General features: G+C 64.5%; 19 protein-coding genes. 7 read left to right on the forward strand and 12 right to left on the reverse strand.

The annotated features are described in order from the left end of the window. Positions 1-107: 107 nt before the first annotated feature. Positions 108-728 carry a DUF922 domain-containing Zn-dependent protease gene (locus tag AC0L15_RS22830; protein ID WP_287249595.1) on the reverse strand — a complete coding sequence of 207 codons (621 nt, stop codon included), beginning with the start codon at positions 726-728 and terminating at the stop codon, positions 108-110. A 234-nt stretch (positions 729-962) separates the two neighbouring features. On the opposite strand from AC0L15_RS22830, the gene msuE reads away from it, so the two are divergent. The 5 genes from msuE to AC0L15_RS22855 are packed head-to-tail and all read left to right on the forward strand — an operon-like array spanning position 963 to position 5,638. Beyond that, positions 963-1,514 carry an FMN reductase gene (gene msuE / locus AC0L15_RS22835; RefSeq protein ID WP_128246992.1) on the forward strand — a complete coding sequence of 184 codons (552 nt, stop codon included), beginning with the start codon at positions 963-965 and terminating at the stop codon, positions 1,512-1,514. 53 nt (positions 1,515-1,567) lie between these two features. Then, positions 1,568-2,932 carry an LLM class flavin-dependent oxidoreductase gene (locus AC0L15_RS22840; protein WP_287249596.1) on the forward strand — a complete coding sequence of 455 codons (1,365 nt, stop codon included), beginning with the start codon at positions 1,568-1,570 and terminating at the stop codon, positions 2,930-2,932. 26 nt (positions 2,933-2,958) lie between these two features. Then, entirely contained in the window at positions 2,959-3,807 is an 849-nt protein-coding gene (locus AC0L15_RS22845; RefSeq protein WP_287249599.1) for an ABC transporter permease, read from the forward strand. A 57-nt stretch (positions 3,808-3,864) separates the two neighbouring features. Beyond that, complete coding sequence (locus AC0L15_RS22850; protein WP_287249602.1) at positions 3,865-4,863, forward strand: ABC transporter substrate-binding protein; 999 nt, start codon at positions 3,865-3,867, stop codon at positions 4,861-4,863. Between the two features lie 13 nt (positions 4,864-4,876). Further along, positions 4,877-5,638, forward strand: coding sequence for an ABC transporter ATP-binding protein (locus AC0L15_RS22855; RefSeq protein ID WP_287249605.1), 762 nt, complete (start codon positions 4,877-4,879; stop codon positions 5,636-5,638). 45 nt (positions 5,639-5,683) lie between these two features. Here AC0L15_RS22855 and AC0L15_RS22860 read toward each other — a convergent pair whose 3' ends face one another. The 5 genes from AC0L15_RS22860 to AC0L15_RS22880 all read right to left on the reverse strand — a co-directional run bounded on the left by AC0L15_RS22860 (position 5,684) and on the right by AC0L15_RS22880 (position 10,010). Beyond that, the gene (locus tag AC0L15_RS22860; RefSeq protein WP_287249608.1) at positions 5,684-7,651 is read right to left on the reverse strand and encodes an acyltransferase family protein; all 1,968 of its coding nucleotides are present in this window, start codon (positions 7,649-7,651) and stop codon (positions 5,684-5,686) included. A 539-nt stretch (positions 7,652-8,190) separates the two neighbouring features. Continuing rightward, positions 8,191-8,553: an SPW repeat protein gene (locus AC0L15_RS22865; protein ID WP_027154285.1), complete on the reverse strand. Its 363-nt coding sequence runs from the start codon at positions 8,551-8,553 to the stop codon at positions 8,191-8,193. Positions 8,554-8,691: 138 nt separating this feature from the next. Next, on the reverse strand, positions 8,692-8,913 hold the full coding sequence (locus AC0L15_RS22870; RefSeq protein WP_287249611.1) for an alkylphosphonate utilization protein: 222 nt from the start codon (positions 8,911-8,913) through the stop codon (positions 8,692-8,694). Between the two features lie 356 nt (positions 8,914-9,269). Then, positions 9,270-9,497, reverse strand: coding sequence for a hypothetical protein (locus AC0L15_RS22875; RefSeq protein ID WP_027154287.1), 228 nt, complete (start codon positions 9,495-9,497; stop codon positions 9,270-9,272). Positions 9,498-9,746: 249 nt separating this feature from the next. Then, entirely contained in the window at positions 9,747-10,010 is a 264-nt protein-coding gene (locus AC0L15_RS22880) for a hypothetical protein (RefSeq protein WP_023799059.1), read from the reverse strand. 289 nt (positions 10,011-10,299) lie between these two features. On the opposite strand from AC0L15_RS22880, the gene AC0L15_RS22885 reads away from it, so the two are divergent. Together AC0L15_RS22885 and AC0L15_RS22890 are read left to right on the forward strand one after the other, a co-directional pair. Next, a complete protein-coding gene (locus AC0L15_RS22885) occupies positions 10,300-11,229 on the forward strand; it encodes a hypothetical protein (protein WP_473497172.1) in 930 nt (309 codons plus the stop codon). Positions 11,230-11,368: 139 nt separating this feature from the next. Then, a complete protein-coding gene (locus AC0L15_RS22890; protein WP_473497174.1) occupies positions 11,369-13,360 on the forward strand; it encodes an AI-2E family transporter in 1,992 nt (663 codons plus the stop codon). Between the two features lie 161 nt (positions 13,361-13,521). On the opposite strand, the gene AC0L15_RS22895 is transcribed toward AC0L15_RS22890, so the two are convergent. The 6 genes from AC0L15_RS22895 to AC0L15_RS22920 all read right to left on the reverse strand — a co-directional run bounded on the left by AC0L15_RS22895 (position 13,522) and on the right by AC0L15_RS22920 (position 19,485). Then, the gene (locus tag AC0L15_RS22895; RefSeq protein WP_287249619.1) at positions 13,522-14,451 is read right to left on the reverse strand and encodes a phosphatidate cytidylyltransferase; all 930 of its coding nucleotides are present in this window, start codon (positions 14,449-14,451) and stop codon (positions 13,522-13,524) included. Positions 14,452-14,562: 111 nt separating this feature from the next. Beyond that, a complete protein-coding gene (locus tag AC0L15_RS22900; protein WP_287249621.1) occupies positions 14,563-15,303 on the reverse strand; it encodes a lysophospholipid acyltransferase family protein in 741 nt (246 codons plus the stop codon). A gap of 8 nt (positions 15,304-15,311) precedes the next feature. After that, entirely contained in the window at positions 15,312-15,740 is a 429-nt protein-coding gene (locus AC0L15_RS22905; protein ID WP_287066367.1) for a hypothetical protein, read from the reverse strand. Beyond that, on the reverse strand, positions 15,737-17,068 hold the full coding sequence (locus AC0L15_RS22910) for a phosphatase PAP2/dual specificity phosphatase family protein (RefSeq protein WP_287249623.1): 1,332 nt from the start codon (positions 17,066-17,068) through the stop codon (positions 15,737-15,739). The genes AC0L15_RS22905 and AC0L15_RS22910 overlap by 4 nt, the downstream gene beginning before the upstream one ends. Positions 17,069-17,070: 2 nt before the next feature. After that, the gene (locus tag AC0L15_RS22915) at positions 17,071-18,852 is read right to left on the reverse strand and encodes a bifunctional alpha/beta hydrolase/class I SAM-dependent methyltransferase (protein WP_287249625.1); all 1,782 of its coding nucleotides are present in this window, start codon (positions 18,850-18,852) and stop codon (positions 17,071-17,073) included. A gap of 30 nt (positions 18,853-18,882) precedes the next feature. After that, positions 18,883-19,485, reverse strand: a complete 603-nt coding sequence (locus AC0L15_RS22920; protein ID WP_287249626.1) for a CDP-alcohol phosphatidyltransferase family protein — start codon at positions 19,483-19,485, stop codon at positions 18,883-18,885. Between the last annotated feature and the right edge of the window lie 199 nt (positions 19,486-19,684).

Consider the following 19,684-nt stretch of genomic DNA (forward strand, 5'->3'; position numbering starts at 1 on the left):
GTGGGGGAGATGTCCGGCAGGACAGAGGGGGGCGCTGTCCGGGCGCTGTCCCGCCCACCTTGCCTTAATTTCCAGCTCCAGCTCACTGCTTCTCCTCTCGGTGGAGCCTACCGCCCCATCAGCAAATCGACGATCAGCCGCTGCAGATTGCCGCGCGGGGCGAATTCTACCCGGTCGAACTCGCGGCTTGCCTTCTGCCGAGCCTGGGAGAGTTCGGCAAGCCGCCTGGTCATTTCGGTCCTGATCTTTTTGCAGCCGGGATCGTCGGGGACGGACAAGCCGATGGTGGCCGCCTCGATCTTTCGCGCCATGTCCGTATACATCTCGCCATGCACCTTTTCATGGGCGGCAAGGCCAGCAGCAAAAACCTCCCAGCTTTTTTGAACGGCGTCCGGTAGCGACCCGGATGGCTTGGGCAAGATGTAGGTGATGATGAGCTTCGGCCGTGCCGACATCAGCACGCAGGCATCGCCTTGCGGCTGGTAGTTTCTGACCCAGGTCAGCTTGTAATCGGTGTATGCCATGACGCGGCGCTTGCTTTTGCCGATGGTTGGCCCCTGCTCGCCCATCGAGGCATGGAGTTCCGGCCCGGTCTGCCCTGAAATGGCGTAGGTTTCGACCTTCTCGACCGGCTTCCACTGCGACTTCGACTGCGCCCCCATCTGCGCCTGCCCCGGCGATGCCAGCAAACAGGCCAGGAGCAGATACTTCAGAACGGCTGTTTTCATGCGAATCCCCCGGGGCGATGCCTTTGGTGCGCTGAGATCATCAACGCATGGCCGGAATGCGGTCAAGACGCCCTCGCCAAACTCGCCGTTCGCATTTCGCGTCGAAAGAACCAATCAACGGCGATGTGCCGCAAACTCAATCCGCTTGGCGGGTTCGATTTGAAATCTTCTTTCTCTTTAAACTTTATAAACTTAGTAGACTTAACGCACACAAGCGTTTTGCGAGGAGCCCAAATGTCGAAAAATCTGGTGGTGGGGCTGTCGGGCAACCTGACCCGTCCGTCGAAGACCAAGGCGTTCATCAGCCACATCGTTGCGGAGGTGGCGAGCAGCACCGGAGCAGCCTCGACCGTTTTCGACATCGAGGATCTCGGTCGGTCGTTTCCGCTGGCAAGGCGCATTGGCGATCTGGATCCATCGGCCAGGAACATCGTCGAGCGATTGCTGGGCGCCGACGTCCTGGTGGTTGGCTCGCCGACTTTCAAAGGCAGCTACACCGGGCTTTTCAAGCATTTCTTCGACCTGCTCGACCCGTCATCCCTGCGGGGAAAGCCAGTCATCCTTGCTGCAACCGGCGGCGGCGATCGTCATTCGCTGGTGGTCGAACATCAGCTGCGGCCGCTGTTCGGCTTCTTCGAGGCGCTGACCCTGCCGACAGCGATCTACGCCTCCGACAAGGACTTCGCCAACGGCGTGCTGGTGTCCGAAGCCATCCATGCTCGCGCCAGCCAAGCGGTCGCCGAAGCATGCCGTGCGGTGCCACGCAGCGTCGGTCTTGCCGCCTGAATACCGGCCCGTGTCCTCAATTCGCTTCCCGCACAGCTCAGAAGGAGCCCGCAATGACCAGACCCAGCAAGTCGAGGCAGATGAAGCTTGGTGCTTTCCTGCCCGGTGGCGGACAGCATATCGCAGCCTGGCGCCATCCTGACGCGCCGGCCGACGGCGCGACGAATTTCGAGTTCCACAGGCAGCTCGCGCTGACCGCCGAGCGCGGCCTGTTCGACGCCTTTTTCCTCGCCGACAATCTGACCGTCGGCCTCGGCGCCCGCGAAGGCGGCAATGCCAAGATCGCCGGGTTCGAGCCGGTGACGCTGTTTGCCGCATTGGCGCCGCTCACCACGCATCTGGGCTTCATCGCCACCGCCTCGACCACCTATGAGGAGCCCTATACGCTCGCCCGCAAGTTCGCCTCGCTCGACCTGCTGTCAAACGGCCGGGCCGGCTGGAATGTGGTGACCTCGGCGGGCGACGAGACCGCGCGCAATTTCAATCGCGAGACGCAGCCTGCCCACGCCGAGCGTTATGCCCGCGCGCACGAGCATGTCGAGACGGTCAAGGCGCTGTGGGACAGCTGGGAAGACGATGCCTTCATCCGCGACAAGAAGTCGGGGCGCTTCTACGAAGCGGACAAGCTTCACGACATCGACCACAAGGGCCGGCATTTCAGCGTCAAAGGCCCGCTCAATGTGCCGCGACCGGTGCAGGGCCACCCGGTGGTGGTTCAGGCCGGGCAGTCGGAAGACGGACGCAAGCTCGCCGCCCAGTCGGCTGAGGTCATCTTCACCGCCCATCAGAACCTGGCCTCGGCGCAAGAATTCTACCGCGACATCAAGGCGCGCGTGGCGGCGGTCGGCCGCGATCCCGGGCAGGTGCTGATCATGCCGGGCGTAGCACCCTTCGTCGGCCGCACCGAAGAGGAAGCCCGCGCCAAGTACCAGCAGTTGAACGCGTTGATCCTGCCCGAGGATGGCGTGGCCCTGCTCAACGGGCTGGCCGGCCAGACGCTCGACATCAGGGGGTACCCGCTCGACGGACCGCTGCCGCCGAGCAAGGAAACCGAAGGCATGAAGAGCCGCCAGGCGCTGATCCGCCAGATTGCCGACGAGCACAACTTCACCATCCGCCAGCTCTACCAGTGGGTGGCGACGGCCCGCGGCCACTACACGGTCATCGGCAGCGCGGCGCAGGTTGCCGATCAGCTGGAGGAATGGTTCGGCAACGACGCCGCCGACGGCTTCAACATCCTGCCGCCGTGGCTGCCCGGCGCGCTCGACGATTTCGTCGACCTGGTGATCCCCGAGCTGCAGCGTCGCGGCCTGTTCCGCACCGCCTACGAGGGCAGGACGCTGCGCGAGAATCTCGGCCTCAGGCGGCCGGAAAATCCCTGGACCGCTGCCCGCTCCAAGGTGCTGGCCGCCGAATAGATTCTCTTGAAGCAAAGGGCAAGACGATGAGTTTGCAACACATCGAGCAGCGGGTGACGATCGATGCACATGACGGCAGAACCGGCCTTGGCGCCGATTTCCCGCGCCTGGCCAACCGCACTGTCATCCGCTTCCTGTCCCGCTACGGCATCCTGATCGGCTTCCTCGCGATCTGGCAGGTGTCGAGCAGCGCGGGATGGGTCAACGCCGCGGTGCTGCCGCCGGTCGACACGATCGTCTCCGCACTGTGGAATGGTCTGGCCGGCGGCACCTTGCTTGGCGACATCGCCATCAGCCTGCAGCGCGCCGGCCTCGCCTTCGCGGCGGCGGTGGCGGTTGCCATCCCGCTTGGTCTGTTCATGGGCCAGGTGCGCGCCGTCGAAACCGCGCTTGACCCGATCCTGCAGGTTTTCCGGCAGACCTCGGCGCTTGCGCTCTATCCGGTGTTCATCCTGCTGCTCGGGCTGGGGGAGGCATCAAAGGTCTTCGTCATCTTCTGGGCGACGCTGTTTCCGCTGCTGCTCAACACCATCAGCGGCGTCAAGCAAGTCGATCCGAAACTGCTCGAGATGGCCCGGGTCTACGGCGCCACGCGGCTCACCGCGTTTCGCCGGGTCGTGCTTCCGGGGGCCGCCCCTTCGATCTTCGTCGGCTTGAGGCTGAGTGCGACCACGGCGCTCTTGTTGCTGATCGCATCCGAAATGATCGGCGCCAACAAGGGCATCGGCTTCCAGGTGATGAACGCGCAGTACAACTTCCAGATCCCGCTGATGTTTGCAGCGATCGTCATCCTTGCCGGCCTCGGCCTGATCGCCAACCAGGCGCTGGTCAGCCTGCAGCGGCGACTCTGCCGCTGGAGCAATCCCATCGACTGACCAGCTTTCAACCATGCTCTCCAACAGGCCCCATCCTCCAACACGAAAGTCCGGACCATGCCAATCACTCGCCGATCCCTGCTTGCTGGCGCTCCCTTTGCCGCCGGCATCATCGCCACCGGCCTGCCTCGCTTTGCCGTTGCGCAAGCCGCGCCGGTCACGTTGCGCTACCTCGCCAGCCGCGGCAGCATCTCGCCGCATGAGCTGGCGGACGCGCTCGGCTATTTCAAGGACGTCGGCGTCAAGCTTGAGAATGTCGGCTACTCCAGCGGCGGCCCGGAATCGCTGTTCGCGCTCGCCTCCGGCAGCGTCGATCTCGGCTCGGCGGCAACCGCTGCGGTGATCAATTCGATCTCCGGCGGCAACGACTTCGTCGCCGCCTATCCAAGCAACGGCATCAACGGCCGAGTGCGCAGCGTCTTCTACGTGCTGGAAGACAGCCCGATCAAATCGATCGCCGACATCGCCGGCAAGACCATTGCGGTCAACACGCTCGGCGCCCATCTCGACTACATCGTGCGCGAGGCGCTGCACGGCGTCGGCCTGCCGCCGGATGCCGCCAACCTCGTCGTCGTGCCCGGGCCGCAGCTTGAACAGACCTTGCGGTCACGCCAGGTCGATATCGCGGCACTGGGCTACTGGCAGGCGACGTTTGCCGGCGCGCTGGTCGACAAGGGCGGTGTGCGCGGCGTGTTCAACGACACCGACGTGCTGGGCGAACTGGCCGGCGGCTTCATTGTCCTGCGGCGCGACTTCATCGCGGCGCATCCGGACGGCGCCCGCAATTTCGTCGAACAGTCGGCCCGCGCCGCCGACTGGTCGCGCCAGAACCCGAACGAGGCGCGCAAGGTGCTCGCGGAGATTTTCGATAAACGCGGCGAAAATGGCGAGCTGGCGCGCTACTGGACCGGCTTCGGCCTGCGCGAAGGGGCGAAGGCTGACGACCGCGACATAGACTTCTGGGTCGGCGTGCTCGAGCGCGACGGCCGGCTGCCCAAGGGCAGGCTGAAAGCCGCGGATATTCTTTACGGGCGAGGCGAAACGAAAACCAATTGATCGGGAGACGGCCATGGCCAGCACAAGCGGTGGCGAGGTCACGATACGCGACCTCTCCAAATCCTTCACCCTCGGCGGGCGCCCGCTTGCCGTGCTGAGGACGCTCAACCTCGATATCCGCTCCGGCGAATGTCTCGTCATCGTCGGCGCCAGCGGATCGGGCAAGACGACGCTGCTGCGCATCCTTGCCGGTCTTGAGGCCGCCGACAGCGGCGGTGTCGCGATCGACGGCAGGCCGGTCCATGGCGTCGGCGCCGAGCGCGCGGTCATCTTCCAGGAACCGCGCCTGCTGCCCTGGCTGACGGTGCTCGGCAACGTCGCCTTTGGCCTCGAAGTGCGGGGCGTGCCCAAGGCGGAAGCCGAGGACAAGGCCCGCTTCTATACCGCGCTCGTCGGCCTGGCCGAATTCAGCGATGCCTATCCCAGGCAGCTTTCGGGCGGCATGGCGCAGCGCGTCGGCATTGCCCGGGCCTTGACCGTGCAACCTGAAATCCTGCTGCTCGACGAGCCGCTGGGCGCGCTCGACGCCATGACCAAGATCGGCATGCAGGAGGAACTGGCGCGCATCTGGAGCGAGGAGAACGTCACCATGGTCATGGTCACCCATGATCTGGAAGAAGCGATCTATCTTGCCGACAGGGTGCTGATCCTGCCCAGGGAGAAGGGCGGCACAGCTCGGCTGGTCGAGGTTGAACTGCCGCGCCCCCGCGATCGCAGCGAGAGCCGGTTCGTGCGCTACCGCGAAGAACTGCTGCGCGAGTTTGGCTTGCACTGAGACTGGGGGCACCGAGACGCTGGTGAAAGGCGCGTCTTGCGCGCCTTACTTCCCGGCCGCCCCGGTCGAGAACAGCGCGCGCTCGACCGTCGGCTCCAGCGTTTGCGCAAAGGGCGTCGCCATGTGGTGGCGGTCGCGATAGGCCAGCTTGCCATCGATGAAGACATGGCAGGTCTTGGCGTCGCAGAACCGGTCGGTCATGTCGATGTAGGTCGCGTTGGGGACGGCGCGCACGATGTCACGCTCCACCGCGGCCATAGCGTCGTTGGCGGCGTCGGTTCGCGGCGCGTCACATACCGATGGCGTCTGTCCACGCCACAGCGCGCGGGCCACGCAGGTGTCGACAAACAGGGTGTTGAACGGCACATCGCGGATGAAGGCGACTTTCAGCCCGGCCTGGCTGAACGCCTCCAGCGTTGCGCGCAGGCCGCCCTGCCAGTCCTGATCGAGGCTTTCGGATTGCCGGGCGTCGGGCGACAGTTTGCGCGAACTGGTCAGCGCGATCTCCGAGATCACCACCAGGCTCGGGCGCAGGGCGATGATCTCCTTGATCGATTGCTCGCGCCATTGATCGCACTCGGTGTAGTCACGCTTCAGCTTCGAGCTCCAGACCGTCAGCCGCGATGCCCGGCAGGCGGCTTTGAGCCAGGTGACGACCTTGTAGTCGTTCTTCTTCGCGGCCTCGATCAGCGGCGTCGACCAGTGATCGGCATGCGAATCGCCGAACAGCGCGATCGAGCGCTCGGCATTCTTGGCGCCGAACTCGCAGGCCCTCGGCGTCACTGTCTCGTAGTCGACAACGCAGCCTACCTTGGCGCGCGCGGTAGAGGGCTGCGCGGCAGTTTCGGCAATGATGCGTTGCGAGGGGTCGAGGCCGTCCACGGCAAGGCGCGCATTGGCGTAAGTCGCCACGACGCCGGCGCCGGTCAGCATTGCGGCGGGGATTAGCGCGCGCGCCGCGTTCGCCATCAGCCAGCCATTGCGACGGATCGGGTTTTCGATGAAATTATAGGTGAAGAGCGACAGCGCCAGCGTCAATGCGGCGCAGGCAAGCCGCCCCGGCCAGGCCAGGTCGGGCACCATCATCGTCGCATAGACGATGACCGGCCAGTGCCAGAGGTAGAGTGAGTAGGAAAGTTTCCCCACCCATTGCAGGGGCGGCAGCGCCAGCATGGCGCTCGGCCCTCTTTGGACATTGCCGGAGCCGCTGAGCAGCAGGAGCACGGTGCCGGCCACCGGCACCACCGCCGCAAAGCCGGGGAAGGGGGTGTCCTGCTCGCTGAAGGTCAGATAGGCACCGGCGATCAGCGCCAGGCCAAGCCATGCCAGTGCTGCGCCCAGTTGCGGGCGCTCACGCCAGAATTTTACCGGCGCCATCGTCGCCAGGCCGCCGGCGGCGAATTCCCAGGCCCTGAGCGGCGAGAAATAGAAGGCCCAGGGCTGCGCCACGGTGGTGAGCCAGGCGCAGACGGCGAACGACACCGCGCCGGTGAGGCCGATCACCAGGATCGCCGTGCGCTTGCCCGGGCGCAGCCATGCCGCCAGCAGAAGCAGCCCCGGCCATACGAAATAGAACTGCTCCTCGACCGAGAGCGACCAGAAGTGGATGAAGGGGTTGTTCGCCGCGTCGGGGGCGAAATAGTCGAACGACCAGCGTATCAGCCAGAAATTGATCGCATAGGCCGAGGCGAACATGGCGCCTTTCGAATATAGCGACTGTTCGTCCGGCGACAGGATGAAGTAGCCGGCGACCAGCGTGGCGAAGATGACGAACAGCGAGGCCGGCAGCAGGCGCCGGGCGCGCCTTGCATAGAACCGCCACAGGTCCAGCCTGCCGTCCTCGGCGATTTCCCGCAGCAGCTGGCCGGTGATCAGGTAGCCGGAGATGACGAAGAAGATGTCGACGCCGGTGAAGCCGCCAGGCAGGTCCGACAGGCCAAAATGGAACGCGACGACGCCGGACACCGCCAACGCACGCAGCCCTTCGATATCAGGCCGAAACGATGCTGACACGGCAAAACCTCGCGAAGTCGTTGAAAAGCCACCCGTGCGAAGACTCGACGCAATGCATTGATATTGCAATGCAACAAATCTAACGCAGTGCAACATATGTGGAAGTTTGCCGGGTGCAGTGCGGCATGCTCGTCGGCGCGTCCTCAGCGAACGCCGCGCCAGCGCTGCCATCCGCATCCGCGGCGGCGGACTTGGGCGGCGGGATTTTGGAGCACAAAAAGACAATTTGGCCGGGATACGGCGGGCGGGAGGCGTGCGAATTTGACTGGCGTCCGCTCTATCTGTTCGTTTTAGCCGCATTTCTGCAACGCCAGATTCCTCCTGGCTGCAAAAACACTCTAGCGGGCCGGATCTCGGGCTTTAGAAGGAGCCCGCCGTTCGCGCGCCGCGCTCCTCCCTTAAAGCGCCTCGCGTTCGAAAGGAAATCGACGCGCTTTAAGTCTTTGTTTCTGTGCCTGTCGTTACCCCCAAAACCGCTGCGCACCCTCGGGTCAGGCCCAAGGGCATGCTTTTGGGCGACAAGCATCAGTCGTCACCGATCACGCATGCGCTGGCGGATGATGACGGGAGTCCCAGACTGCCCAGGCCGATGCCGCAACCACCAGCACGCCGAGGACAACGTGGGTCGCCATTGCGTTGGCGTTTGCCACGAAGCCGAGCAGCCAGGGCGACGCGATCAGCCAGAGCCCGACGACAAGGTTCACCCACTCTTCCCATTCGGCGAATACTGAAAGCGCCGCGAGAGCCAGGGCGCCGAGCAAGATCGCGGCAATCCAAGCGTTCCAGGCAGCAGTGGTTTCAGCAGCGAAGCCGACAACCCAGGGTGAGATGAACAGGCATGCCGCTAGGATCAGGTTGATCCAATCCTGAGGCTTCTTTCCTTCCATCAGATCGTTTGCCATGACAACCTCCACAGATGAAGCTTGACCAAAGCACTACGTCGCGTGCAACGCACGCTTAGTCATTGATATATCGCACTTTCGGCGGCTTTCAAGGAGTGGCTCCGGGGCGGCCGGTTACGCACTGAGTGCCGGGCGCGATCACGCCTTTTTCAGGAACTCGGTCTTCAGCACCAGGCCCTTTACCTGCTTGGTGCTGCCCTCGATCTCGCCGGGATTGCCGGTGAGACGGATGTTCTTCACCAGCGTGCCTCGCTTGATCGTCTCCGACGTGCCCTTGACCTTCAAATCTTTGATCAGGGTGACGGAATCGCCCTCGTTCAACTGGGCCCCGTTGCTGTCTCTTACGATCGCGTCTGCCATTTCAGGGTCTTTCATCGAAGGGGATAGCGGACTATCCGGCGGATGGCGGCAAGGTCAAGCGTGGTGGCAACTGTGCCATCGCTGGCGCGTGAAGCGGGCAGGGCACCCTTGTTGCTCAGGTCAGGAGGCCGTATCGCCCGTCGAAGTCGGCGATGCCTCGTGGTTGAAGCCGATTTCACCGGAAGGTGGAGGATCACAGCCTGGCGCGCGGCCGGCTAAGCCTGTCGATCAAGTGGCCTGTCAAACAAATGACTTGTCGAACAGGTGACCTGTCGAAATGCGGACCCGTCGATCGCGGACACCGCAAGCGGCGTACGGCCGGTTAAAGATTGAGCCCCACAACGGATGGAGAGACTCTAGAAATTGAAATAGATCGCCGGCGGATACAGACTGGATCCATTGTTGTCGGCTGGCGCCGCCGTCGCATCAGACGACGTGATCCCGCTGGTGGACTTGTTGTCGAGCGGCGGCCGGTTTTTCTCGGCTGAGGACGCTTTGGCATCGGTGGCAACGGCTTTCGTCTTGGCCTCCACGGCTTGCGAAAGTGCGAGCACGGTGAGAAGTGCAGACAGGGCAAGTTTCATGACGAGGTCCCTCCATGGTTAACGTATGGTTAACCGCGGCCGCCGGCCCGAACACGGCCGCTGTGTGGAAGGACGTGGAATTCTCCGGAATTTCTGGAATATTAGCTTGTGGAAAAGTACAATGTGAGCAGTTGCCGGCACGTGTAGGCTTGCAGCCGCATCAGGCCGAAGCTTGGAGCGGCCGCGACAGAACCCAGACATCCAGTTGCGCTTGGCCGCTCAATGTCGCGGCCAACGCTGGTGTTAAGCTCAATCCCTGAAGCCGTTCGAGTCGAGCAGGGCGACCTGCTTGCCGTCGATGAAAAAGCGTATCACGTGCGCGCCGCCGTCGACTTCGATGCGCGTCGGATCGATGACCGGCGCCGCAGGAGCCGCCTTGCCATATGTCGCTGCCGCGCGCGAGCCGGCAGCGGCACGCGACGGTCCATCCGGCCCGAAGGTCAGCAGCAGCAGTGCAGCGGATCCAGCCGCAACCGCGGTGAAAGGGATTTTGGGGGAGGCAATCCAGGACATCGAATTATTCCTTCCTTATTGAGGCGGCATCTACGCTGGTTTGTGCCGGTGCCGAGAGCTCGGCTTCGCCGTCGTTCAAATGACTGAGGAAGGGTGTTGGTATTCAGGCCTAAATAGCGTGAGTTTCATAACTTGCCCCTGCCCTGCGCGACCTTAGCGCCGCCCGGCGGGGCGAAAAGCGCAGGCGCGTGGAGGGGCGTGGAATTCTCCGGAATTTCTGGAATATGAGCTTGTGGAAAAGTATAGCCGGCGCGTGCTATCCTCGCGGCGGCATAAAGGGGCGGGTAGGATGGCACAGCATATCGCGCAGAAATTGCGGCTGACCGCGGCCGTGCTGGGGACCGTCACCCGCAAGGACCTTGCGGCGGCGTTCCGGGGCGTCAACCCGAAGACGGCGTTCGACCTCGGCCGCGCCGATAAATGGCTGCAGGGGCGCTCCCAGCCACGCGAGCTCAGCGTCTACGACGACTGGACGAAGCTGCTCAAGCTGGAGCAGCCCGGCGCTTGGATCGCCGAGAGCGACCTGCCAGGTTTTACCGCGGCGATCTGTGCCCGCCACGGCATCGACAGGGCCGAACTGGAGCGCCGCGCCAATGCGCATTTCGAAACCGCTGCCGGGCATGAGGAGCGGAGCCCTGGATTGGCCCTTGCCGGAACCTACGCCTGTTATTCGAGCGCCTTGTCGCCCTACTATCGCGGCCAGTTGATCAGGGGCAGCCTGTCGATTGATGTCGGGCCGGGGGCGAACGGCCTGACCGCCGCCTATCGCGAGGCCTTGCCGACCGGGCAGCTGCTGCTCGGTGGGCAGATGACGTCGGCAAAACGCGGGCTTTATGCGCATCTGAAGGAAGCCAGCGGCGAAGCGCAATTCTTCTTGTGCCTGTTTCCGCACTCGCGGCCGGGAAGCGTGCTTGGCGGCTATTTGTGCGGCACCACCATCATCGGCCCGGAGCCGCAGCCCTCGCTGACCCGGATCCTGATGGTCCGCTTGCGCAATCCGGCGCCCCAGGCATGGGGCGGATATCTGCCGCCCGACGGATCGATCGCCGCCGATCTGGCATCGCTTGGCCTGTCCGTCGAGCAGACGGAAGCGGTTGACCGGCAGCTGGCGCAATTCCTCGTCGGAGACAGCGACGGCGGCGCCAGCCAGATCCCGCCGGCCGAGTTCCGCGCCATCGTCGACGTGTTCGACCGTCATTGGCTGAGCCATTCCGCCTGACACCGGGCCGTCTGACCCCGGGCTGAGCGAGAGACGAAGACCGCTTGTCGCTCGCGCGGGGCTCGCTGGCACGAAGGTGGGGACGTTGCATGCCGGCTCAATATGCCCGATCATGGTCATGGCAGGGTGGAGGCATCAAGTGGCGGCCAATCGGCGAAACGGCATGAATCCGTCGGAGCCCGGGCTGGTGGGCGTTGTTTCGGCTGCCATGGCCCTGCCGCGCATGTCGCTGCCCACCGTCGCGACCGTCGTGGCGGCGGTTGCGGCCCTGTATTTCGGGCGCGAGGTTTTCCTGCCGATCGCAATCGCGCTGCTGCTGACCTTTGCGCTTGCACCCTTGGTTTCGGCACTCAAACGGGTCGGCATTCCCCGTCTTCCTGCGGTCATCGCCAGTGTGCTGGGCGCATTCACGGTGCTTGCGCTGTTCTCCTTCATTGTCGCCACGCAGGTCAGCGAACTGGCGCAGAACATCCCGCTTTACCAGTCAAATATCCTGACCAAAGTCCGATCCCTGAAGGAGACCGGCGTCGGCGGCGGCGTCATCGCCAGGCTGAGCGAGGCGATCGAACGTGTTGGCCAGGAACTCGACAGGCAGGAAACCTCGCCGCCCGCCGCGGATCAGCCACGGCGCGAGCCGGTGCCCGTCGAGATCATCGCACGCGAAAGGCCGCTCCAGGTTCTGCAGAACCTGATCGGCCCGCTGATCAGCCCGCTGGCATCGGCCGGCCTGATCGTCGTCGTCGTCATATTCATGCTGCTCGAGCGCGAGGACCTGCGCGATCGTTTCATACGCCTCGTCGGCTACGGCGACCTTCATCGGACCACCGAGGCGCTCCAAGAAGCGGGCAAGCGGGTCGGCCGATATCTGCTCATGCAATTGGTCGTGAATATCGTCTATGCCATACCGGTTACAGCAGGGCTTTGGGTTCTCGGCATACCCAATGCGCTGCTGTGGGGATTGCTGGCGCTGGCGTTGCGTTTTGTTCCCTATATCGGCCCGATCATTGGTGCGCTGCTGCCGCTGTTCCTGGCGCTTGCCGTGGCGCCCGGCTGGTCGCTCGTGCTGTGGACCGCCGGACTGTTCGTGGCCATGGAAATGATCACCGGCAACATCGTCGAACCGTGGCTCTACGGTTCACGAACGGGGCTTTCGCCATTGGCCATCATCGTTGCGGCGATCTTCTGGACCTGGCTCTGGGGGCCGCTGGGCCTGGTCCTGTCGACGCCGCTCACAGTCTGCCTCGTCGTGCTCGGCAGGCACGTGCCGCAGTTCGAATTCCTCGACGTCCTGTTCGGCAACGAACCGGTGCTCGAACCCCACGCCCGGCTCTACCAACGGCTGCTGGCCGGCGATCCAGAGGAAGCCACGGATCACGCCGAGGAGATGCTGGAGGAAAAATATCTGTTCGAATTCTATGACAAGGTCGCCATTGCCGCACTGCTGCTCGGCGAGCAGGATCGGGTGCGCGGCGTCATGGGCGATGAGCAAAGACGGCGGGTGGCGGCCAGCGCGCAGATGCTGGTGGCGAACCTCGACGACAGCGCACGGGAGGAAGCGGAGGAGGACGATGATCCGGCCACAGCCGAACCTGCGCCGGCGGACAAGGACAAGCAGGCTCAAGCGGAGGGCGAGGACGACACTGAGCTGCCGGATGGCACGGACATCACGGTGCTGTGTGCCGGCGGCCGCGGCGAACTCGACGATGCCGCCGCCGCCATGCTGGCGCAGGTGCTCGAAGTCCAGGGGGCGACGGTCTCGAAGGCGAGCTTTGCCGATATGGATCCGACTGGCATTCGCCGGCTCGAGCTCGACGCGGTCGACACCGTTGTGGTCGGATTCCTGAACCGCGACTCGGTCAAGCACGCCCGTTTTCTTGTTCGTCGGCTGAAACGTGCCAGGTCGGCGCTGCGGGTAGGGATCGTGTTCTGGTCGAAGGACGGCGACGACAAAAAGACAGAAGTCGAATGGACCAATGACATCAACGCCGATTTTGTGGCGTTTGGCATGGTCGAAGCCGTTCTGGGCGCATTGTCGAGCGATCCGCCGGTTGCGCTGAAGGTCGCTGCCAAGCGCCGCATGCGCCGCCGGCCGCGCCCGGCCAGGAAGGCGCCGCTTGCGGCTGCAAAGTAAGAGACTGTTTGGAAACTCTACTCCGGCGGCCATCTGATGGCGTTTTCTGCGCTTCCGGTGCTCACGGACCCAAATGTCCGCTGCGCTCCGGTTCTCGAAACCACCACCATATGACTCGCCGGAGCGACTTTCGAAACAGCCTCTGAGGTCGTAGCTCGCCCTCACGTCCAGAAATAGCGCACCGTGTGAAAGAAAACCGGGGCGGCGAAGACCAGGCTGTCGGCGCGGTCCATCATGCCGCCATGGCCCTCGATCAGATGGCCCCAGTCCTTCACCCCCTGGTCGCGCTTGATGGCGGAGGCGACCAGCCCGCCGAGGAAGCCCATCAGGCAGGCGATGAGGGCGACACCCGCCGCCTGGAGCGGCGAAAACGGCGTCAGGAACGACAGCAGCGCGCCAAGCAGGCTCGACGTCGCCAGCCCGCCGACCAGCCCTTCCCAGGTCTTCGACGGCGAAACCTTCGGCGACATCAGGTGCCTGCCGAACAGCTTGCCGAAGATGTATTGCAGCACGTCACTGCCTTGCACGGTGATGATCAGGAAAACGACCAGCAACAAGTTGCGGCCTTCGAAGCCGGGCACGTCGAGCGTCAGCAGGGCCGGCACGTGGCTGACGCAGTAGACCGAGATCATGACGGCCCATTGCTGCGCCGAGACGCGCTCGAGAAAGCGCTCGGTGTCGCCGTGCAGCGCGGTGATCGCCGGCATCAGCAGGAAACAGTAGACCGGGATGAAGATGGTGAACAGGCCGTACCAGGCGGTCCACACCAGCCAGTACTGGAACGGGATGATGATGCCGAACATGCCGAGCAGCACCCAATGGTCGCTGCGGCGGCTGTGCGTCAGCGTCACGAATTCGCGCAAGGCGGCAAACGAGATCAGCGCGAACAGGATGGTCATGCCGGCGCGGCCGAAGAAGAAGGCGACGGTGATCGCCACCACCATCACCCACCAGGCGTTGATGCGCTGGTTGAGATTGACCAGCGTCGAGGACAGCGGCTTCGGCGCGCGCCACGACAGGATGCCGGCGACCAGGCTTGCCGTGGTCAGCACCGCAGTGAGGCCGACAACCATGATAAGCGTCTCGTGCATTGGCATGTTGTTCTAGTCGTCTCTTGGAACATCGTGTCTGGGAGCATCGTGTATTGGAGGATCGTGTCCGGGAGTGTCGTGCCGGATACCGGATCCGGCACGATCTCCAGCTCATTGGGCTCTACGCTCTTTGGGCTCGACGCTGTTTTGGTCGAATGATGTTTTTCGGTAAACCGGATTCCACTTTTCCGCATCATGCGTTGGCGGGCGGGGGTTCAGCGCCAGCAGTGCTTGGCGGGCGCGCTCGAGAAAGGTTCGGCGTTCCTCGCCGGGCGCAATGGCGATCGGCGCGCCGAAGACCACCCGGCAGAGCAGTGGCACCGGCACGAACTGGCCCTTGGGCAGCACCCGCGACATGTTCTCGATCCAGCACGGGATGAGTTCGACGTCGGGCCGCGCCATCGACAGATTGTAGAGGCCGGAGCGGAACGGCAGCAGCGGCTGGTCGGTCATGTTGCGCGTGCCCTCGGGGAAGATGATCAGCGAATGACCCTCGTCGAGCACCGACAGCATGATCGAGATCGGATTCTGCGCTTCATCGGTCCACTGCCGGTGGATGAGCACCGAGGACAGCATGTCCTGCGCGATGAACCGGCGCAGCCGCGATTTTCCCCAATAGTCGGCGGCTGCCACCGCATGGGTGCGGGCGCGCTGCTTCTCGCTGAGGCAGGCCGACAGCAGGATGAAATCGCCGTGGCTGGCATGATTGGCGAAGTAGATGCGCTGCCGGTTCGACGGCTGGCTGCCGTTCCAGATCGGCCGCACGCCGGTCACCGCCCAGGCCAGCGCCGACAGGCCGACCGAGGTCACGGTCTGCAGCAGGGTGAAGGTGCTTGTGCCGAGCTTGCTCATCGTCGGCCTCAGAAAGACAAGGCGACGAGCGACGCCGCGACGAACAGGCCGAGCGCGATGCGCTGCTTCATCAGCAGGCGTTGCGTGCCCGCGATGCGCCGGTCGAGCGAGCGGATGCCGGCTGCGGCCGGTTTTACGCGCATGCGCGCCAGCACGTCATCGACCGAGGCACCGCCGGCGGCCTCGCTGATGTGGCTCGCCATCAGCCAGAACAGCAACGCGTCGAAGACAAGCAGGGCCGAGACTGCGAGAGTGACCACGCCGCTCGCTGCCGCGACCAGCCACGCCGCTGCCGCCAGCGTGGTCGCCTGCGGCTGCGCTGCCACGGCAATGACCGGCGCGGCCGCCAACGCGGCCAGCACAAAAAACAGCGGCCACACCGCCTGCGTCATCAGTCCGGCGGCGAACGCTTCGGCTTGGTCTCGATGGGCACTCATGCCGGCTGGTCCACGTGAAGATGCACCGGCCGGCCCGCGGTGGCGAGCTTGGTTCGCGCTTGCGCCAGCGTGTCGGCGCGGCCGGTGGCAACCAGCCAGGCGGCGACGGCGCCGGCGCTGCGCTGGAAGCCGAGCGCACAGCAGACAAGCACAGTGCCGTGGCTGCGCGCTTCCTCGATCGCCGCCACCGCTTGCGCCTGCGCCTCGGGCGATGGCGGCAAAAGGTCGACCATGGCGACAGCCGCCCAGCAGCAGGTGACGCCGCGCGGCCGCTCCAGCTCGCCGGCAAGGTCGATCACCGTGCCGAAGGCGCCGGCCTCGGCGACGGCGGGAAAGCGGCCGAGGAAGACACCGTCGGCAATGGCGACATGCGACGGCAGCTTGCGCGTCCATATCCATGCATTGATCCTGGCGCCGACCCGGTGGGGCAGCAGCAAGACACGGCTGGCCAGCGAGACGCTGCCGTCGGCCGTTTTCTGGAACACTTTGGCGCCGGCTCCGGCATAAGCGAAGGCAACGATGGCCAGCGCCAGCGCCGGCCACAGCAGGATGAGCCACAGCGCCAAAACGAAGGCGCCGGCAGCGGCGCCGGCCAGCGCCAGCGCTGCGACCAGCGCGTAGAGCAGCGCCAGCCGCCGCGCGCCGGCATCAGCGGTCAGCCGGAAGCCGGCGAACGGCAATTCGCCGTGGCGCGGAAACAGCCACAGGGCGAAGAAGCCGAGCAAAGCGCCGGTCGGGACATCGATGACATGGTGCTGCCACGTCGTCAGCACCGAGGCGCCGATCAGCAGACACCAGGCATGCCAGACGACGCCGGCCATGCCTTTCAGCCGATAGCGCCAATGATCCCAGATGATGACCAGCAGCGCGATGTGCAGCGACGGCGCCTGGTTGAACGGCTTGTCGAAGCCGCCGAGCACCGCGAACATGAAGCCTGGCAGGCCCGATGTCTGCGGCCGCACGAAGGTCGCCGTCAGCGGGAACAGGATGAAACAGGCGACGGCGACGATCTGCGCCGTCAGATAGCGGCCGGCAAGCCGATCGACGCCGCGCTTGGTATCGTTGAGCAGCAGCGACAGGCCGTAGAACAGATTGATCGACCAGTAGGGCACGATCGTCCAGGCGATGAACGGGATGTTGTGCTCCCAGGCGAAGACGATGCTGCCGACATCATCGCGCTGCGACGCCAGCCAGTTGGCGAAGCCGTAGCTCGCGTAGAAGAACGGCGCCAGAAAGGCCAGCCACAGCGCCGCCCGCAGCGCGATTCCAGCGTACGGCTCGCGCGCAGGGGCAGAAGGGGCGGCAGGGCCAAGGACAGGCAAGACCATGCTCAGACGCGCCGCGCGACCGATACGGTGAAGATGCCCCACTGGTCGATGCGCTGGTCGAGCTTCTCGAAGCCGGTCGCCGCCACCAGCTGGTCCATCTCGCCTTGCGTGCGCCGGCGCATCACCCAGGCCTGGCCGCCGCGATGCGAGGTCAGGCTGCGGGCGATCATTTCGAGCTGCGGATGCCAGGGCTGGTTGGTGTAGACAAGCAGGCTGCCGGGCTGCATCGCCGTGGCCAGCCCGCCGAGCGAGCGGATGATCATGGCATTGTCGGAAAACAATTCGTAAAGCCCGGAGACGATGGCCAGGTCCGGCGCCGGTTCGAGCCCGGAAAGCATCTCGGCGTTGAAGGCGTCGGCCTGGTGGAACGATACGTTGGTCGGCAGGTGCCGCTCGGCGATCAGCTTGCAGCCGAGCGAAACGTTGAGCTCGGAGAAATCCTGCAGCCGCACGCTGGCCGGCGGCTCGGCGCATTTGGCGACGGCATCGAGCACGTAGCGGCCGTGGCCGGCAGCGATATCGACGATATGGACTGTGCGGCCGGCGGCCTTCAGCGTCCCGGTGGCGCTGCCGATCAGCTCTTCGAGATGCAGCTTGCGCTGGCGGATGCCGCGCCACCCGATGGCGTCGAGAAAGGTGCGATCGATCATGCGGCCGAGCGGACCGGCGCCCCGCGCCTGGTTCTCGTAGACATAGTCGAGGGTCGAGCCGGAATCGAAGCCGGTGGCGATCCCGGTCTTCATGCCTGACGACAGCCAGGCGCCGATACGGATCGAGGCGCGGCTCATTGCCCAGGAGAGACCTTTCGGTGACAGCAAAGCGAGCGGCGAGGCCAGCCGGTCGGCCTCGTCGCGTGTGTAGCCGGAGCGGTCGGCCGCGGTCAGGTCGACGGACTTCTGTGGCGTCGAGAACTGGCTTTCGAGGAACGGCTTGATCAGGTCGAGTGCCTTGCGGCGGTCGCGTTCGCCCAGCGTGTCGTGGAAGAAGCCGGGCAGCACATGCCGCTGCTTGGCCGGGCTGGCGAGATTGACGAAGAATTCGTGCTGCGGTCCATGCCGCACAACCCAGTCGCTGCCGGAGATCAGCAATTGCGTCGGCACGGTGATGGCGCGGGCATCCGAGACGATGCGGGCGGCGTGGTCGTAGAGCTCGACCAGGATGTTGGAAGCGATCGGCCGCGTGATCAGCGGATCGGCCTCGAAGGAGGCGATGCGCTCGGGGTCATGCGTCAAGAACTTGGCCTTGACGTAGGAATTGACGAAGAAGCGGCCCTTGATCTTCTGCCACAGCGCAATGCCTTGCTTGGCGAAAGGCACGTAGAGCTTGACCGAGAAGGCCGGCGAGGCCAGTACCAAGGCGCGAATCTGCGGTGCATAATCATGCACCCAGGCAGCGGCGAGCACCGCGCCGAAAGATTGCGCGATCAGCGCGATGTCGCGCTGGGAAAAACCGTCTCTGCCGATCTCGCGCACCAAACAATCGATGTCGCGCACAAGTGCGGCAAAAGACGGCGCATAGCCGCGCTCGCCGGCCGAGCGGCCATTGCCGCGCGCGTCCCAGGCGTAGAAGGCATGGCCGGGCATATCGAGTTCGTCGACCAGATGCGCCATGCGGCCGCCATGCTCGTGGCCGCGGTGGAACAGCACAATCGCGCCCTTGGCGGGTTGCCTGACAGCCGGCCAGTAGCGGTAGAAGATCTCGGTGCCGTCATGGCTGCGGAAGCTGCGCTCCTGCGCCACCCGCTCCTCAACTGCGGAAGCAGCAATCGTCGGTTCATGAAGCATGTTTTCCCCCAGGCGGATGCGACCGGAATTTCAGTCGCCCCTCCCGTTAAGGCCGCTGCGTATCCGGTTGATGGCGGTCACCAGCGACAGTGTAGCCATTGCCGGAAACACGAACGGCGTGATCGCGTCCACCCACAGGCCGCAGGCGACGAGGACGGCGACGATGCCGAGCGCCAGCGCCCGATCGCTCTTGCCGAACGGCCCGGCATAATTGCGCCCGATGCCTGCCGCGATGCCAAGCACGCCGGCGAACTCCACAAGCACTGCTGTGACGGCAAAGGCGACGACGCCCCAGGCAGGGAAGAGAGCGGCAAAAGCCAGGATCAGCGCCAGGTCGGAGACGGCGTCGCAGAGCTCGTTGAGATACATGCCGAGTTTTGAGGCCTGGCCATGTTCCCGCGCAAGCATGCCGTCGATGGCGTTGAGCGCCATGCGCGCAAACAGCACCACCGGCATCAGCAGGAAGACCGCGCGATGGCCGGCAAGGGCCGCAACCACAACGCCGGTGGCAACCGACAGGGCGGCAGCCAGCAGCGTGATCTGGTTGGCGGTGACGCCGGCCCCGGCCAGCCGGTCGGCGAGCGGCCGCAGCCTGGCCTGGAAGGCCGGTTTCAGCGCATAAAGCGTCGGCATGTGCGAACCCCCCGGCCGCGGTGCAACTGCGGCGAGGATGATCAATTGGCGCGCGAGACGCAAGGGCGGCCAGCGGTTGTACATGGTTACGATCAGCAACGCTGGACGAGGCAACAAGCGACCAATGGCGCATCTCTCAAATGAGAACTTTACAAATATTTAAAAATATGTGAAGTTATGTCCACCAAAAGGGCAACCC

This window comes from Mesorhizobium sp. WSM4846 (genome assembly GCF_055811415.1).

Excerpts from the sequence above, each read along its gene's own strand:
- AC0L15_RS22855 (WP_287249605.1), top strand. The coding sequence starts at position 4,877 with ATGGCCAGCACAAGCGGTGGCGAGGTCACGATACGCGACCTCTCCAAA.
- AC0L15_RS22880 (WP_023799059.1), bottom strand. The coding sequence starts at position 10,010 with ATGTCCTGGATTGCCTCCCCCAAAATCCCTTTCACCGCGGTTGCGGCT.
- AC0L15_RS22850 (WP_287249602.1), top strand. The coding sequence starts at position 3,865 with ATGCCAATCACTCGCCGATCCCTGCTTGCTGGCGCTCCCTTTGCCGCC.
- AC0L15_RS22905 (WP_287066367.1), bottom strand. The coding sequence starts at position 15,740 with ATGAGTGCCCATCGAGACCAAGCCGAAGCGTTCGCCGCCGGACTGATG.
- AC0L15_RS22920 (WP_287249626.1), bottom strand. The coding sequence starts at position 19,485 with ATGCCGACGCTTTATGCGCTGAAACCGGCCTTCCAGGCCAGGCTGCGG.
- AC0L15_RS22900 (WP_287249621.1), bottom strand. The coding sequence starts at position 15,303 with ATGAGCAAGCTCGGCACAAGCACCTTCACCCTGCTGCAGACCGTGACC.
- AC0L15_RS22830 (WP_287249595.1), bottom strand. The coding sequence starts at position 728 with ATGAAAACAGCCGTTCTGAAGTATCTGCTCCTGGCCTGTTTGCTGGCA.
- AC0L15_RS22910 (WP_287249623.1), bottom strand. The coding sequence starts at position 17,068 with ATGGTCTTGCCTGTCCTTGGCCCTGCCGCCCCTTCTGCCCCTGCGCGC.
- AC0L15_RS22915 (WP_287249625.1), bottom strand. The coding sequence starts at position 18,852 with ATGCTTCATGAACCGACGATTGCTGCTTCCGCAGTTGAGGAGCGGGTG.
- AC0L15_RS22885 (WP_473497172.1), top strand. The coding sequence starts at position 10,300 with ATGGCACAGCATATCGCGCAGAAATTGCGGCTGACCGCGGCCGTGCTG.
- AC0L15_RS22875 (WP_027154287.1), bottom strand. The coding sequence starts at position 9,497 with ATGAAACTTGCCCTGTCTGCACTTCTCACCGTGCTCGCACTTTCGCAA.
- AC0L15_RS22870 (WP_287249611.1), bottom strand. The coding sequence starts at position 8,913 with ATGGCAGACGCGATCGTAAGAGACAGCAACGGGGCCCAGTTGAACGAG.
- AC0L15_RS22895 (WP_287249619.1), bottom strand. The coding sequence starts at position 14,451 with ATGCACGAGACGCTTATCATGGTTGTCGGCCTCACTGCGGTGCTGACC.
- AC0L15_RS22845 (WP_287249599.1), top strand. The coding sequence starts at position 2,959 with ATGAGTTTGCAACACATCGAGCAGCGGGTGACGATCGATGCACATGAC.
- AC0L15_RS22865 (WP_027154285.1), bottom strand. The coding sequence starts at position 8,553 with ATGGCAAACGATCTGATGGAAGGAAAGAAGCCTCAGGATTGGATCAAC.
- AC0L15_RS22840 (WP_287249596.1), top strand. The coding sequence starts at position 1,568 with ATGACCAGACCCAGCAAGTCGAGGCAGATGAAGCTTGGTGCTTTCCTG.
- msuE (WP_128246992.1), top strand. The coding sequence starts at position 963 with ATGTCGAAAAATCTGGTGGTGGGGCTGTCGGGCAACCTGACCCGTCCG.